This is a genomic window from Synechococcus sp. RSCCF101 (assembly GCF_008807075.1).
Lineage (GTDB): Bacteria > Cyanobacteriota > Cyanobacteriia > PCC-6307 > Cyanobiaceae > RSCCF101.
On the sequence record NZ_CP035632.1, the window covers coordinates 1133510 to 1148242 of the forward strand.

At 59.1% G+C, this 14733-nt stretch carries 15 protein-coding genes and 5 pseudogenes; 6 read left to right on the top strand and 14 right to left on the bottom strand.

The window, feature by feature from the left end:
• The first annotated feature begins 138 nt into the window (after positions 1-138).
• Positions 139-957, top strand: a complete 819-nt coding sequence (locus EVJ50_RS05545; protein WP_225323164.1) for an IS3 family transposase — start codon at positions 139-141, stop codon at positions 955-957.
• A gap of 9 nt (positions 958-966) precedes the next feature.
• Here the strand turns inward: EVJ50_RS05545 and EVJ50_RS05550 are convergent, their stop codons facing one another.
• Together EVJ50_RS05550 and EVJ50_RS05555 are read right to left on the bottom strand one after the other, a co-directional pair.
• Positions 967-1497 (bottom strand): ISAs1 family transposase, encoded by a 531-nt coding sequence (locus tag EVJ50_RS05550; protein WP_150882805.1) that lies wholly within the window; start codon positions 1495-1497, stop codon positions 967-969.
• Positions 1491-2108: a transposase family protein gene (locus tag EVJ50_RS05555; RefSeq protein ID WP_150882807.1), complete on the bottom strand. Its 618-nt coding sequence runs from the start codon at positions 2106-2108 to the stop codon at positions 1491-1493. The genes EVJ50_RS05550 and EVJ50_RS05555 overlap by 7 nt, the downstream gene beginning before the upstream one ends.
• Positions 2109-2265: 157 nt before the next feature.
• Here EVJ50_RS05555 and EVJ50_RS05560 point away from each other — a divergent pair.
• Both EVJ50_RS05560 and EVJ50_RS05565 read left to right on the top strand, forming a co-directional pair.
• A pseudogene (locus tag EVJ50_RS05560) lies at positions 2266-3875 on the top strand (IS3 family transposase).
• On the top strand, positions 3875-4081 hold the full coding sequence (locus EVJ50_RS05565) for a hypothetical protein (RefSeq protein ID WP_150882811.1): 207 nt from the start codon (positions 3875-3877) through the stop codon (positions 4079-4081). Before EVJ50_RS05560 ends, EVJ50_RS05565 begins: the two are co-directional and overlap by 1 nt.
• Positions 4082-4124: 43 nt before the next feature.
• Here EVJ50_RS05565 and EVJ50_RS05570 read toward each other — a convergent pair.
• A pseudogene (locus EVJ50_RS05570) lies at positions 4125-4331 on the bottom strand (transposase); the annotation flags it as partial.
• A 76-nt stretch (positions 4332-4407) separates the two neighbouring features.
• On the opposite strand from EVJ50_RS05570, the gene EVJ50_RS14935 reads away from it, so the two are divergent.
• The 3 genes and pseudogenes from EVJ50_RS14935 to EVJ50_RS14940 all read left to right on the top strand — a co-directional run.
• Positions 4408-4695, top strand: coding sequence for a transposase (locus EVJ50_RS14935; RefSeq protein WP_225323104.1), 288 nt, complete (start codon positions 4408-4410; stop codon positions 4693-4695).
• A 49-nt stretch (positions 4696-4744) separates the two neighbouring features.
• Positions 4745-5578, top strand: coding sequence for an IS3 family transposase (locus EVJ50_RS05575; RefSeq protein ID WP_255452644.1), 834 nt, complete (start codon positions 4745-4747; stop codon positions 5576-5578).
• Positions 5579-5602: 24 nt separating this feature from the next.
• Positions 5603-5809 (top strand): annotated as a pseudogene (locus tag EVJ50_RS14940) (DDE-type integrase/transposase/recombinase); the annotation flags it as partial.
• A 112-nt stretch (positions 5810-5921) separates the two neighbouring features.
• On the opposite strand, the pseudogene EVJ50_RS14945 reads toward EVJ50_RS14940, so the two are convergent.
• The 11 genes and pseudogenes from EVJ50_RS14945 to EVJ50_RS05635 all read right to left on the bottom strand — a co-directional run.
• Positions 5922-6505: pseudogene (locus EVJ50_RS14945) on the bottom strand (transposase); the annotation flags it as partial.
• A 337-nt stretch (positions 6506-6842) separates the two neighbouring features.
• Positions 6843-7043: pseudogene (locus tag EVJ50_RS05595) on the bottom strand (IS5/IS1182 family transposase); the annotation flags it as partial.
• Between the two features lie 116 nt (positions 7044-7159).
• The gene (locus EVJ50_RS05600) at positions 7160-9043 is read right to left on the bottom strand and encodes a glycosyltransferase (protein WP_150882817.1); all 1884 of its coding nucleotides are present in this window, start codon (positions 9041-9043) and stop codon (positions 7160-7162) included.
• The gene (locus EVJ50_RS05605; protein ID WP_150882819.1) at positions 9028-9960 is read right to left on the bottom strand and encodes a glycosyltransferase family 2 protein; all 933 of its coding nucleotides are present in this window, start codon (positions 9958-9960) and stop codon (positions 9028-9030) included. The genes EVJ50_RS05600 and EVJ50_RS05605 overlap by 16 nt, the downstream gene beginning before the upstream one ends.
• Positions 9961-9965: 5 nt before the next feature.
• Positions 9966-10664 (bottom strand): hypothetical protein, encoded by a 699-nt coding sequence (locus tag EVJ50_RS05610; RefSeq protein WP_150882821.1) that lies wholly within the window; start codon positions 10662-10664, stop codon positions 9966-9968.
• A 23-nt stretch (positions 10665-10687) separates the two neighbouring features.
• A complete protein-coding gene (locus tag EVJ50_RS05615) occupies positions 10688-11521 on the bottom strand; it encodes a methyltransferase domain-containing protein (protein WP_150882823.1) in 834 nt (277 codons plus the stop codon).
• A 209-nt stretch (positions 11522-11730) separates the two neighbouring features.
• The gene (locus EVJ50_RS05620; protein WP_370455609.1) at positions 11731-12282 is read right to left on the bottom strand and encodes a transposase; all 552 of its coding nucleotides are present in this window, start codon (positions 12280-12282) and stop codon (positions 11731-11733) included.
• An 81-nt stretch (positions 12283-12363) separates the two neighbouring features.
• Entirely contained in the window at positions 12364-13227 is an 864-nt protein-coding gene (locus EVJ50_RS05625; protein ID WP_225323167.1) for an IS3 family transposase, read from the bottom strand.
• Between the two features lie 19 nt (positions 13228-13246).
• Positions 13247-13534, bottom strand: a complete 288-nt coding sequence (locus EVJ50_RS14950; protein WP_225323104.1) for a transposase — start codon at positions 13532-13534, stop codon at positions 13247-13249.
• 35 nt (positions 13535-13569) lie between these two features.
• A complete protein-coding gene (locus EVJ50_RS05630; RefSeq protein WP_150882825.1) occupies positions 13570-14121 on the bottom strand; it encodes an ISAs1 family transposase in 552 nt (183 codons plus the stop codon).
• The gene (locus EVJ50_RS05635; protein WP_150882827.1) at positions 14115-14732 is read right to left on the bottom strand and encodes a transposase family protein; all 618 of its coding nucleotides are present in this window, start codon (positions 14730-14732) and stop codon (positions 14115-14117) included. The genes EVJ50_RS05630 and EVJ50_RS05635 overlap by 7 nt, the downstream gene beginning before the upstream one ends.
• Position 14733 lies beyond the last annotated feature (1 nt).

The window sequence follows — 14733 nt, forward strand, 5'->3', positions numbered from 1 at the left end:
AACCCCCCTATTGACTTCCTGACCAGCGCCAACGACGATCTCGTGAGACTTTAAAGCAGCCCTGGGGACGGACGGGATCGCCGCAAAGGCAGCTCCCGTCTCGTTTCTCACCGCCTCACCGCCGAGGAGCGCCAGCGGATTCCGCTCACCTGCAACCAGCCGGAGTTCGCAGCGTCGCCGCCGGGCCAGATCGTGCCGGTCCTGGCCGATCGGGGGCTCTATATCGACTCCGAGCGCAGCTTCTATCGGGTGCTCCATGCCCACGGCCAGACCCATCGGCGTGGTCGTGCCCGTCCGTCCCAAGGTCCCCGGCCGGTGCCCTGCCTGCAAGCCAGGGGACCGAATCAGCTCTGGAGCTGGGACATCACCTACCTGCCCACAAGAGTGCGGGGGGTGTGGCTCTATCTCTATCTGGTGATCGATGTCTGGAGCCGCAAGGTGGTGGCCTGGGATGTGGCCGACCGGGAAGAGTCCCAAATCGCCGCTGATCTCGTGAGCAGGGCCTGCCTCAGGGAGCGGATCGGCAAAGGTCACCGTCAACCGTTGATCCTCCATGCCGACAACGGCAATGCCATGAGGGCCGCCACCCTTGAGGCCCGGCTGGAGGAGCTGGGGGTGCTCAGATCCTTTTCCAGGCCGAGGGTCAGCAACGACAACCCCTACTCCGAGTCGCTGTTCCGCACCGCGAAATACCGGCCGAACTACCCGCGGCGTCCGTTCCACAGCGTGGAGGAGGCCTGCGACTGGGTGGCGACGTTCGTGAGCTGGTACAACCACCGGCATCGCCACAGCGGCATCCGGTTCGTCACGCCCGTCCAACGACACAGCGGACAGGCGAACGCCATCTGCCAGCGGCGTGCCCGGGTCTACGAGCAAGCCCGTCAGCGTCACCCACGCCATTGGAGTCGCAGCACGCGCTGCTGGCAGCAGCCGGAGGTGGTCTGGATCCAGGGCTGATTCAAAGTTCTACGCCATCGTTCCCCCTGGTGGCCTCCTGACCATCGCCAGCAGCGTGGTGATGTCGTGCATCACGACCTGGAGTCCCTCGCGGACGGAGCGGAATCCAGCCAGTCGCAGGAGGTTGAGAGCGGCGGTGCGCAGCGTGGCCATCACTCCGGCGCCATTGCCGCCGTAGCGGTGGTTGTCTTCTCTGAGCTGGGTGTCCCGGATCCAGTGCCAGCTTTCCAGGCTCCAGCGGTCACGGACCAGTTGCAGCAGGGCTTTTGGAGGGGTGCGCAGACTGGTGATGAACCGGTGGGTGGCCTGAAACGGCTTGCCCTGGCGGGAGCCGGTGGCGCTCACCTCCACGATCCAGGCACTGCCGGGCCAGTTCTCCTTGATGTGAGCGGGTGCCTCTTTCGCCCGGATGCTCCAGGTGATGTCACGGCCATGGCCAAGCTCGTGATCCGTTGCGGTGAAAGGGATCCGGCGCTTCCCCTGGAATTGGCTGCGGATCTGACGATGCAGCGTCCGCTGGTTGGCTTTGACCGTCAGCAGGAAGTCGGCTCCCTGCTCCTGGAGCTGCCGAAAAACGGTTTCTGCGTGTGGAGTGCGTCGGCCTGAACCAGCACACCGCCGAGGTCGAGCTCTCCAAGCAGCCTCCTGAGGACAGCCCGCTCGTGGTCCTCGCCTGTGGCGGTGCAGGTCTGAGCAATCGCCACGCCCAGGGCCGCGGAGTAGAGCGTCACCTGGGCAATGAAGGCCGAGCCACCGCCAGCGGTGGGCTCTGCCGAGCCCCGCAACGTCTTGCCGTCACACACCAGCTGATCGAGATCGGCCGCATCATCAGGGATCTGAGCGATCGTCCAGTCGCGAATGGCATCGCAGACGGCCGTGACATCCACCTGCAGGAAGAAGTAGCGGAAGGCGGAATCAGACGGTGGGCGCCGCAGTTCGATCCCAAGCGCCTCGATGAGAACAGCGTGATGGCGCCGGGCAAAGCGCTCCAGATCCCGGAGGCTCTCGCAACGGCTCAGGATTCCGAGAACCGCAACCAGGAGCAGGTACCAGGCCGGGATGCGAACGCCCCGGCGCATGCGGGCATCAGGAATAGCCCGGAGGTAGGTGATCAGGTCGAGATCAGTTGCGGCAGAGGCGATCTGGGGCACGGAGACGGAGCGATCCCGCTGACCTCAGCCCATGCTGGCAGCCGTGGCAAGGATTGCTGTGCCGAACTTTGAATCAGCCCTGGGTCTGGATCAATCCGCCGCCACCGGAGAGCGGCGTCACTGCGGCTACCTTGGCCAGGGCTGCCTGATGGGCGGCATGGGCGTCATCTTTCCTGGCAGTCACCGTTACAGCGAGGCCGTCAAGGCTGACGTCCGCCGTCGGATGAGCCCGCCCAATCGCCAGAGCGTGGCTGACATCTCCCAGGAGCTGGGCATTCACGTGATCACCCTCTACAAGTGGCGCAAGGTCTGGCGGCTGCAGGGGGAGGTGGTGCCGGCCACCCAGAAGGATCCTGAGGGCTGGACTGCTTCCGACAAGTTCACGGTGGTGCTGGAGAGCGCGGGAATGAACGCCACCGAACTCGGCGCCTACTGCCGCGAGCGGGGCCTGTTCCCCGAGCAGGTGGACCGCTGGCGACAGGCAGCCCAGGATGCCAATGCCCAGCAGCGGCTGACGATGGCCGAGCAGAAGGACCTGGAGAAGCGCCACCAGGCCGATCAGCGAGAGATCAAACGCCTCCAGCAGGAACTGCGCCGCAAGGACAAGGCCCTGGCGGAGGCGGCGGCACTGCTGATCGCCTCAAAAAAGATCCAGGCCTACTGGGGCGAGGACGCGGGGGATTGACCTCTCCCGGTGATCGCCGCAAGGCCCTCGAGATCCTTGATGCCGCCGTGGCCGCCGGGGCACGGGCCCGTGAGGTGGCCGCTCTCCTCGGCATGGGGCTCCGCACCCTGCAGCGCTGGCGGCGTCAGTTCGCCGGTGATGGGGACGGACTGGATCGCCGTAAAGGCAGCTCCCGTCACGTTTCTCACCGCCTCACCGCCGAGGAGCGCCAGCGGATCCTGCTCACCTGCAACCAGCCGGAGTTCGCGGCCTTGCCGCCGGGCCAGATCGTGCCGGTCCTGGCCGACCGTGGGCTGTATATCGGCTCGGAGCGCAGTTTCTATCGGGTGCTCCATGCCCACGGCCAGGCTCATCGGCGTGGTCGTGCCCGTCCGCCCCAAGGGCCCCGGCCGGTGCCCCGCCTGCAAGCCAGGGGTCCGAATCAGCTCTGGAGCTGGGACATCACCTACCTGCCCACAAGAGTGCGGGGGGTGTGGCTCTACCTCTACCTGGTGATCGATGTCTGGAGCCGCAAGGTGGTGGCCTGGGATGTCGCTGAGCGGGAAGACGCTCAGATCGCCGCTGATCTCGTGAGCAGGGCCTGCCTCAGGGAGCGGATCGGTAGGGGCCGCCGCCAACCGTTGATCCTCCATGCCGACAACGGCAATGCCATGAGGGCCGCCACCCTCGAGGTCCGGCTGGAGGAACTGGGGGTGCTCAGATCCTTTTCCAGGCCGAGGGTCAGCAACGACAATCCCTACTCCGAATCGCTGTTCCGCACCGCGAAATACCGGCCGGACTACCCGCGGCGCCCGTTCCAGAGCGGGACAGAGGCCTGCGACTGGGTGGCGTCATTCGTGAGCTGGTACAACCACCAGCACCGCCACAGCGGTATCCGGTTCGTCACGCCCGTCCAACGCCACAGCGGACAGGCGAACGCCATCTGCCAGCAGCGTGCCCGGGTCTACGAGCAGGCTCGTCAGCGTCACCCACGCCGCTGGAGTCGCAGCACCCGCTGCTGGCGGCAGCCGGAGGTGGTCTGGATCAATCCACCGCCACCGGAAAACGGCATCACTGCGGCTACCTTGGCCATGACCGCCTGATGGGCGTCAGGAGCGCCATCTTTCCTGGCAGTTACCGGATCGGCCGCACCATCAGGGATCTGAGCGATCGTCCAGTCGCGAATGGCATCGCAGACGGCCGTGACATCCACCTGCAGGAAGAAGTAGCGGAAGGCGGAATCCGACGGTGGGCGCCGCAGTTCGATCCCCAGCGCCTCGGTGAGAACAGCGTGATGGCGCTGACGTGACCCCCTTTATCGGTCCAATCCTTATGAGAGTGGGTGGTCATGGTCATGCGGCAGCTCCCTGTTGAACTGCCTCCAGGGGCGTACGCCCCTGGAGAGCCGAATGCGGCCTGAGTGAGTTGTACTCCCAGCGCCAACGATCGGCCAGGATCTGAGCCTCTGGGGCTGTGGTGAATAGCTCAGTGTTGAGGAATTCATCCCTGAACCGTCCGTTGAACGACTCGGCAAAGCCGTTCTGCCACGGAGATTGAGGTGGTCTGGTTTTTCTGGACAGGTCCCATCGTTAACCTTTGAGGCGGGGCACCGCCCCTGAGAAGGGGCTCCCACCAATGAGCAAGCGCCGAACCCACAGCCCTGAGTTCAAGGCCAAAGTCGCCATGGAGGCGATCAGCGGCCGCAAGACGATCCAGGAGATCGCCGCTGACCACGCGATTCACCCGATCCAGGTGAGCCAGTGGAAGAAACAGCTCCTGGACGGGGCGAGCGATCTGTTCACCAGAGGCAGGAAGAGCAAGGACAAGGAGGACGGTCAGGCCAGGGAGGCGGAGCTGTTCCAGCAGATCGGCCGCCTGCAGATGGAGCTGGAGTGGCTCAAAAAAAAGTCTCAGCTCCTGTGAGGCTCATGAACTCCGCAGCCTGGTCGATCACGACCACAGCCAGCTCAGCATCAGCCGGCAGTGTGCCCTCCTGGGGCTCCCGCGATCCACGCTCTACTACCGACCTGCTCCGGTCCGTTCGTCGACGCTACGGATCATGGCCAGGATTGATGCCCTCTACCTGGAGGATCCCTGCAGCGGCAGCCGACGAATCGTGGCCTACCTGGCCAGGGAAGGGATCCCGATCAGCCGTGACCGCGTGCGAAACCTCATGCGCCGCATGGGTTTACGGGCGATCTACCAGAAACCCCGGACCACGATTCCAGGCGAGCCATCGGAGCGATTCCCCTGCCTGGTGGACATCGATGAGATCCACACCGTGGACCAGGTCTGGGCCACCGATATCACCTACATCCCGCTGCAAAAGGGCTTTCTCTATCTGGTGGCGATCATGGATCTCCACTCAAGGCACGTCCTCAGTTGGAGGCTCTCCAACAGCCTTGACACGGAGTTCTGCCTGGATGCCCTGGAGATGGCCTTATCCACTGGCCGCAGGCCAGAGATCTTCCATTCCGATCAGGGCTGCCAGTTCACCTCTGCTGAGTTCGTCGGCAGGCTGCAGAAGGAGGGAATCAGGATCAGCTGGTCCGGCAGGAAGCGTTGCTACGACAACATCCTTGTCGAGCGACTCTGGAGGACGCTCAAGTATGAGGAGGTCTACCTGCATGCCTACAGCGATGGTTGGGAAGCAGAAGTCAGCCTGGCCCGCTTCCTGTGGAGGTACGGCCATGTGAGACCCCACAGTGCCCTGGGAGGCAGAACTCCCAATCAGGTCTACAATGAGACCCAACCCTGTTCCTCCCGTCCGGGGTTAACGATGTCAGGGGCCAAGGCTGTCCAATAAAAGGCACCCACCTCAGTGTGGGCGATGGACTTTCAGTTCGATGCCACGGCCGATGGCCGGCGGCTCAAGTTCCTGAACGTGATCGATGAGCACAGCCGCCTCTGCCTGGCCATCCGGGTGGGCAGGCGCTGCAAGGCCAGGGACGTGGTGGCCGTGCTGGAGGAGCTCACCAGCCTCTACCCGGCGCCGGCGTTCATCCGGTGCGACAACGGCCCCGAATTCATCGCCCACGCGCTGCGGCGCTGGTGCCAGGGCAGCGGAACCACCACCGCGACCATCGAACCGGGATCTGATGGGGATACTCGGCCTGATGGCGGCGCACCGACCCGTCCGCGGGCCGTGCCCGTTTCTGCTTTCGGGGAGTGGGCCGCTGCAGACCTTCCTCCCGCCAGATCCGTTGCACCCACTTGTGATTCACAGCCCAGCCCTCCCGCCGCAGCACGCGGTGGGCCATCCGCCGGCCCCAGCGGATGTGCTCAGCGGCGATCTCCCTCAGCCGGCGCCTGAGCTTGGCCTCCTCGGCCCCAGGGACCGTCCCGCCATGGCGTTGGGTGCTGCGGTGCTGACCCACCAGCCGGCAGGCGAACCGCTCAGATGCCCGGTAACGCTGCTGCAGGACGAGGACCGCCCTGCGCCTGCGTTCCGGGCTCAGAAGTTTCCCTCGGCAAGGTCTTTCAGCATTGCCTTCTCCAGCTCGGCCTCGGCCAGCAGCTTCTTGAGTCGGGCGTTCTCCTTCTCCAGCTGGGTCAGGCGCTTGGCCTCCTCGGCCTGCATCCCTCCAAACTGCTGCCGCCAGCGGTGGTAGGTCGGCTGTGTCACCTCGATCACGCGGCAGACCTCGTTGACGGTCTTGCCCTGGGCGATCAGCTGCTCTGCGGTCTTGAGCTTGCGGATGATCTGCTCGGGTGTGTGGCGGATTCGTTTCATGGTGAAGTCCCCGGCCCAGTCTGGCCGGTTGAGGACTCTCATTCACCCTGGACCGATTTCCAGGGTCCACGTCAGCGCCGGGCAAAGCGCTCCAGATCCCGCAGGCTCTCGCACCGGCTCAGGATTCCGAGAACCGCCACCAGGAGCAGATACCAAGCCGGGATGCGAACGCCCCGTCGCATGCGGGCATCAGGAATCGCCTGTAGGTAGCTGATCAGGTCGAGATCAGTTGCGGCAGAGGCGATCTGAGGCACGGAGACGGAGCGATCCCGCTGACCTCAGCCCATGGTCGCAGCCACGGCAAGGATTGCTGTGCCAGACTTTGAATCAGTCCTGGGTGGATCCTCAGCATGGTGGCCAGTGGATACGGAGGCCGGCCCCCCTTCTTGCTCGTCTTAGGGTAGTGGGGTTCGATCAGGGCGATCAGCGCCTCCCAGGGCACGACGGCCTCTATCTCCGAGAGGAACTTCTCGCGTTTGGTCTGCTTCTTGGCTGTGGTCAGCTCATAAGCCGAGAAGCCGAGCTGCTTGCCGCCCATCAGCGCAGACCTGGTCTGTAATCACGAGACCATTCTCGCTTGGACCGTACTGGTTTCCCAGGATCTCTTCAGGCCAAGAGAGTATCCAACGACTCGGCCGTAAACTCTGCGTCTGCTTATTTGCTATCCATGGTATCCCTGCAAAGCTTGTCAATGTCCCCAATCGCCTCTCGAATAATCATGCTGGGGGAAAGAGGGAAGAAATGACTATCGCCAACATCATCACTCTCTAGACCAGAAGCATCTACTTCTAGGCGAACTTCTAGATAGGGATCACTAGACATGTGGGATGCATGCAATGCGATCTCAGCATACAGAGGATGGAGATGGGGATCCCATGTTGAGCGATCAGAGAGGATAGGGTAGACAACCACCCTCATCCCGGAAGACGCGTTAATCAGCGATGCTTGCAATGGGGTGAGCAAGTATATCATTGCGTGCATAGTTGCAGCGCTCAACGAAGATAGTGAGTTTAACTCTTCAACGGAGCAGAATCTGCAATCAAGCAGAATCAACCGAGGACCAGGATTAGAAAGAAAGATGTCTAGCAGCTGATACTGTCCGAATGAAAAGACTGCAAACGTCGAGCTTGACCAAGAATCAATAGCCGCGGACAGTGATTGAATCTTAGGTATTTGGTCTGATGGGACTGACGCAATAAATTGCTCCATTTCTGGCTGAACAGCAATGCCTTGCGGTCGAAAGGCGCTGACAAGTTCTTTGTAGAGCGCAAGTCCTGCAAATGACTCAACTATAACCCTGGATAGAGAAGCAGACCTAGTTCCAAGAAGCTGGAAAAAAGAGGGTCTTCCCAAGTTGTACCAAAAGATAAGTCTGTCCTTTGCACCTTGAATCCAGCCAGAAGCTCGAGTAGAGCTTTCATTGCATTCCTTAACAAGATCAGCAGGAACCTTTCCATCCAGTGAGATTTGTGCTGCCCATAATGCCATCTCTCTCAAGCTCTGACAGATGCGTCCATGAAAACCAGTCCCTTCAGCACTATGAACTGTAAACAGAACAGGCTTGCTGTAGGCGAGAGCTTCAACCGACTTGATCTTGACGCCAGTCCCATGCAACATTGGCACCGTTACCACGTCCACAGCTGAGTAGAATGTAGAAACATGATCAACAAACCCAAGCTTTTTGACAAAGCTCGGGCATTCACCGACAGATCGGCAGATAGATCCCGCCAGGACAAATTCAATTGGTGCATAAGTATCTCGCACCACTGCCTCTAACTCTTTGATCAAGGCATGAACGGATTGACGGTTGAAGTGAATATCGGATCCAATCATTCCGAATACCACTTTCCCGGGATGGAGTGGCTGCAAATTAGCCATTGGACTAATGGCTGTCACATCTAGATCGGGCTCCTCAACGTAAGGGATAGTGATGATGTCAGAGAATCCCCTGGCTATACACCAGTCTGCATCTTCCTGTTTAATAGCTAGAAGCAAGTCAGCACGTCTCAAGCCAAATATCTCATCTTTCTCGCTACAGAAAAAGAATTCAGGCTTCACTCCTGTAGCCTCATATTCTTTTGCTCTTTGACTGAAGAGATCATGCATCTCAAGTGCCTTGAGGCAGCGATTAGGTACATAATCGAATGCCTTGCTAAGCCAGACATTATGACAGACAAATAAATCATACTGACGCTTGCTAAAGATATTGCTGATATAGCTACCCAAAGCTTCGTCCCACCACTCATCTAAATGATGAGATTCACCGTTTGCTGGTGGAAGGCCTACAGCCTTGCTAGCATAGAAATGAAGAACATCTCCCTCCCACTGTTTCCTGATCACCGCATCGTCTTCGCTATTGTGGCCCCAATACCAGCGCGTTTCGAAAGCGAAGTGCAGAAATGTAATCGAGAAGCCCCACTTCCTTAGTAGAGAAGTGGTTTGAAATGCCCGCTTTCGCTGTCCTGCATCCAATGGATGGGTTGCAAAAGGTGAAAGAATCAGAGCGTTTCCGAGATAATTCATTAGCTCTTTGGCCAAGTAAAGGTAGGAGAGCCATTCATCATGATCATTAGTTGCGAATAGATTAACCTCAATTGCCGATTCATGTCTTCACTGTTCGATGGTTCAAACTCCATCGCTCTGTAACTGCGATATTCAGCAGGAACGTTAAGAATATCGTCCGCAAAGCGTTGAGACGCATCCTTTGAACTGAGCCACACTGTGCCAGCCACGATGTCAGATAATGCTTGCCAAAAGATGCGCTTACGAAACCACTGGGGATCGAGGCGCTCTATTGGAATTAAGTGGTCCACTGCCATCTGTGGGACATAATAGATTCGATCTTTTCCAATCGCTTCAAAAAGCTCGGTTTCATCATTGCTCAGGAGTGCACTTGTGCCGTTGCGCCCGAGTCTCTCATCAAAGCCAATACCCTGCTGAAATACCCGCCGACGGAATACCATATTCGCCCCTGCTATCCATACTCCTTCAGCCATCGACGTCGGCTGATCAACAGGCCAATCAATGCAAGAAAGAAATTCTTCTAGCTTGGAATCGATCCATACGGGCTTGCGGTTCGCTGGATATTTTGCAAGGATTCTCCCGCCGATCACATCCCATTGTGGATTATTACTGAACAAGTCAATAGCTTCAGATGCCCAAGTTGAGCTTGCCATAGCATCGTCATCTAAGAAAGCAATAAGCTCGGCACAAGAAGCCTCAATGCCAATGTTTCGCGCTCTGCTTAGGCCTGAAATATCCTCAGTGATGAACTGATCACATTTGATTGCATTGTAAACTGGCTTCCGCTCTCCGGGAGGTGTATTGTCGACTACAATGATCTCAAGATCTTCGCGATCTACGTGTTCCTGAGTGAGGACACTATTGATGGAATTGGCTAAAGTATCGTAGCGCTTGAATGTAGCAATAACAATACTGAGCTTAGGCTTTGTCATGGAGCTCAAGCGGGAACGAGGGATAAATAACGGATGGCAAAAGCAATTATCCGCTGATCGCTTTCTGAGGCTTGTCGTGAAGCTGGTATAGAAAGGGAGATAATTGCAACAGAAATACCTTTAGAAATCGAAGTTCCTAAGAAGTCTTTCGCCTTCAGCTTACATTGATAGGAGGAACCTCCTGTCCACTCAAGAGGCTTATGGTGGCCATTCACCTCAAAGGCAAGACATTCTGCGTGTTCCTCATTGGTGAAGGCATGGAAAGTCGCTGTAAATAGCCAGTTCTCTGATATATCTGGCGCGAGAGGAAGCCTAAGTTCCAAAATCGGATTGGGCCCAATCCAGCGGTACCATCCCTTCGCAGAGGGCTCGCGCGAATAAAGATTGCCTACAAAGGGGCTCAGATAGCTACAGTCATAGGTAAATCTGCGCAGACATAACGGCTTGCTTTCTTCGCCGAACTGTTGATCGATTGATTTTGGATACCAGGGAATAGGCTCATCGGCTTGGCTTTGCCTGTTGGTTTGATCGGTTAGAATAGATTCAGTGTGGACAGAAATAGACTCACTCTGAAATCTAGGCTCTACTTCAACAAGGCTGTGCGATACACCTGGTGAGTGGTGGATGATCTCGTGCCAAGCCGGGTTGTCGGCCGGGGTCTGCAGACAGCTGATCTGCTTAAGGTAGAAGGTTTTGGTGTTCACTGGAAATTACCCTTACTACAATCTTACTTTTGAGCTTCGATCACTAGAATGCCTGGGAGATCAGCTCCAAGCACCCCGTATTTCCAGCTGGAAATGTGGTGAATCTTGGCTTGCGCCATGCCTGCTTCCTTGAGCTGGTCTAGTATCTCCCACCCAGGAATGCGATACACTAGTGAACCCCACTCAGGGCGGACGGGATCACCGTGCAGCTCGGCATCGCCGAACATCTGGGTTTCACCTGTCGCTGGATCAGCGACGGCTTTGACAATACTGATCTGGCGGCCAAAAGCCATTGGACAAGTGGCTACAAGCCGGCCTCTAGGTCTCAGTACCCGAGCGATCTCTACAAAAGCGCGATCCAAAAGTGGCAGATGCTCAAACAGATCATTGCAGAGCACAAGATCGAGACTGGAACTCGCAAGTGTGAGCTTTGACAAATCCTGATGGGAGATATCGCTAAAGGCTGACTGGGCATCTTCTAGATACTCACTGCATAGCAGGCGATTTGGTCCAAGCTGGCGCCTAAGCCAAAGAGCGAAACCGCTCAGCGCCTCAGCTAGATATACATCTTTATGTCTCAGAGTTTCAAGTGATCCATAGAGTCTTTCGAGAAGCCAGAGTACGGCACGGTTTCGACTAAGAAGCCCATTTCCGATGAGTGACTCGCGCCAGTTCTGGCCTTGCATCATCATCGTTTCTGGCGGTACATGTTCCCCTGTAAGGGGCTCCAATATGCCAAGTGCTTGGGTGATGGTGATGCATTCGTCGAGTAGCGATCCAAGTTGTATCAAGCTTGGCAGATCGGCTTGGAACTCGTCAAAGCAGTCATAGCACCGGTGCAGCTCATGAAGTGTCATCAGGCTCTCATTGGGCGACAGGGCTGGGGCCAATACTCCGTCCACCAACTTTGCACTACAGGACTCATATTACATAGGAAGTGACCTTTGATGAGCACGGCTTCAAAGCTCAAACCCGCCTGGCAGGCCTTCAGTTTAGTTCCGGCTTAGGTCGCGCCCCGTGGAGTGGTGTAAATCCCGAGGTCAGTGACCTGATCGGAGATGGCTGATCAGGCAGCTGCTGAGATTGCAGCTGTGAGTTGATCCTGGCCCTGATCGCTGGTGTTGTCCAGCTTGGCCATCGATAGTTCCGAGAACACGCGCCGGCCATCGAGTTGCCATTCCTCCTGCTGCTCGAGCAGCAGGACGCCCACCAGGCGGATGATCGCGGCGTCGTTGGGGAAGAGGCCGACGACACGCGTGCGGCGCTTGATTTCCTTGTTGAGCCGCTCCAGGGGGTTGGTGCTCCAGATCTTTCGCCAATGCTCCGGGGGATAGAAGCGGAAGGCCAGGACGTCCTCCCTGGCCTGCTGCATCAGGGCCGCAGCAGCGGGGAATTTCTCCTGGAGCATCGTGATCACCTGCTCCCACTGCTGCTCGACGGCCCCCGCCTCGGGCTGAACGAACACCGAGCACAGGGCGGCAGCCACCATGTCCTGACTGCCTTTGGGCACCTTGACCAGCAGGTTGCGGGCGAAATGCACGCGGCAGCGCTGCCAGCTGGTGCCCTGACAGCAGCGGGCAACAGCCTTCTTGAGCCCGGCGTGGGCGTCGCTGATCACCAGCTGCAGGCCTGAGAGCCCAGGGCTGATTCAAAGTTCTACGCCATCGTTCCCCCTGGTGGCCTCTGAGGTGGGTGCCTTTTATTGGACAGCCTTGGCCCCTGACATCGTTAACCCCGGACGGGAGGAACAGGGTTGGGTCTCATTGTAGACCTGATTGGGAGTTCTGCCTCCCAGGGCACTGTGGGGTCTCACATGGCCGTACCTCCACAGGAAGCGGGCCAGGCTGACTTCTGCTTCCCAACCATCGCTGTAGGCATGCAGGTAGACCTCCTCATACTTGAGCTTCCTCCAGAGTCGCTCGACAAGGATGTTGTCGTAGCAACGCTTCCTGCCGGACCAGCTGATCCTGATTCCCTCCTTCTGCAGCCTGCCGACGAACTCAGCAGAGGTGAACTGGCAGCCCTGATCGGAATGGAAGATCTCTGGCCTGCGGCCAGTGGATAAGGCCATCTCCAGGGCATCCAGGCAGAACTCCGTGTCAAGGCTGTTGGAGAGCCTCCAACTGAGGACGTGCCTTGAGTGGAGATCCATGATCGCCACCAGATAGAGAAAGCCCTTTTGCAGCGGGATGTAGGTGACATCGGTGGCCCAGACCTGGTCCACGGTGTGGATCTCATCGATGTCCACCAGGCAGGGGAATCGCTCCGATGGCTCGCCTGGAATCGTGGTCCGGGGTTTCTGGTAGATCGCCCGTAAACCCATGCGGCGCATGAGGTTTCGCACGCGGTCACGGCTGATCGGGATCCCTTCCCTGGCCAGGTAGGCCACGATTCGTCGGCTGCCGCTGCAGGGATCCTCCAGGTAGAGGGCATCAATCCTGGCCATGATCCGTAGCGTCGACGAACGGACCGGAGCAGGTCGGTAGTAGAGCGTGGATCGCGGGAGCCCCAGGAGGGCACACTGCCGGCTGATGCTGAGCTGGCTGTGGTCGTGATCGACCAGGCTGCGGAGTTCATGAGCCTCACAGGAGCTGAGACTTTTTTTTGAGCCACTCCAGCTCCATCTGCAGGCGGCCGATCTGCTGGAACAGCTCCGCCTCCCTGGCCTGACCGTCCTCCTTGTCCTTGCTCTTCCTGCCTCTGGTGAACAGATCGCTCGCCCCGTCCAGGAGCTGTTTCTTCCACTGGCTCACCTGGATCGGGTGAATCGCGTGGTCAGCGGCGATCTCCTGGATCGTCTTGCGGCCGCTGATCGCCTCCATGGCGACTTTGGCCTTGAACTCAGGGCTGTGGGTTCGGCGCTTGCTCATTGGTGGGAGCCCCTTCTCAGGGGCGGTGCCCCGCCTCAAAGGTTAACGATGGGACCTGTCCAGAAAAACCAGACCACCTCACTCCTGACCATCGCCAGCAGCGCGGTGATGTCGTGCATCACGACCTGGAGTCCCTCGCGGACGGAGCGAAATCCAGCCAGCCGCAACATGTTGAGAGCGGCGGTGCGCAGCGTGGCCATCACTCCGGCGCCATTGCCGCCGTAGCGGTGGTTGTCTTCTCTGAGCTGGGTGTCCCGGATCCAGTGCCAGCTTTCCAGGCTCCAGCGGTCACGGACCAGTTGCAGCAGGGCTTTTGGAGGGGTGCGCAGACTGGTGATGAACCGGTGGGTGGCCTGAAACGGCTTGCCCTGGCGGGAGCCGGTGGCGCTCACCTCCACGATCCAGGCACTGCCGGGCCAGTTCTCCTTGATGTGAGCGGGTGCCTCTTTCGCCCGGATGCTCCAGGTGATGTCACGGCCATGGCCAAGCTCGTGATCCGTTGCGGTGAAAGGGATCCGGCGCTTCCCCTGGAATTGGCTGCGGATCTGACGATGCAGCGTCCGCTGGTTGGCTTTGACCGTCAGCAGGAAGTCGGCTCCCTGCTCCTGGAGCTGCCGAAAAACGGTTTCTGCGTGTGGAGTGCGTCGGCCTGAACCAGCACACCGCCGAGGTCGAGCTCTCCAAGCAGCCTCCTGAGGACAGCCCGCTCGTGGTCCTCGCCTGTGGCGGTGCAGGTCTGAGCAATCGCCACGCCCAGGGCCGCGGAGTAGAGCGTCACCTGGGCAATGAAGGCCGAGCCACCGCCAGCGGTGGGCTCTGCCGAGCCCCGCAACGTCTTGCCGTCACACACCAGCTGATCGAGATCGGCCGCACCATCAGGGATCTGAGCGATCGTCCAGTCGCGAATGGCATCGCAGACGGCCGTGACATCCACCTGCAGGAAGAAGTAGCGGAAGGCGGAATCAGACGGTGGGCGCCGCAGTTCGATCCCAAGCGCCTCGATGAGAACAGCGTGATGGCGCCGGGCAAAGCGCTCCAGATCCCGGAGGCTCTCGCAACGGCTCAGGATTCCGAGAACCGCAACCAGGAGCAGGTACCAGGCCGGGATGCGAACGCCCCGGCGCATGCGGGCATCAGGAATAGCCCGGAGGTAGGTGATCAGGTCGAGATCAGTTGCGGCAGAGGCGATCTGGGGCACG

What these genes read in the sequence shown, in the direction of transcription:
- EVJ50_RS14935 (WP_225323104.1), top strand. Translation starts at nt 4,408, where the DNA reads ATGAGCAAGCGCCGAACCCACAGCCCTGAGTTCAAGGCCAAAGTCGCC.
- EVJ50_RS05565 (WP_150882811.1), top strand. Translation starts at nt 3,875, where the DNA reads ATGGGCGTCAGGAGCGCCATCTTTCCTGGCAGTTACCGGATCGGCCGC.
- EVJ50_RS05605 (WP_150882819.1), bottom strand. Translation starts at nt 9,960, where the DNA reads ATGACAAAGCCTAAGCTCAGTATTGTTATTGCTACATTCAAGCGCTAC.
- EVJ50_RS14950 (WP_225323104.1), bottom strand. Translation starts at nt 13,534, where the DNA reads ATGAGCAAGCGCCGAACCCACAGCCCTGAGTTCAAGGCCAAAGTCGCC.
- EVJ50_RS05615 (WP_150882823.1), bottom strand. Translation starts at nt 11,521, where the DNA reads ATGACACTTCATGAGCTGCACCGGTGCTATGACTGCTTTGACGAGTTC.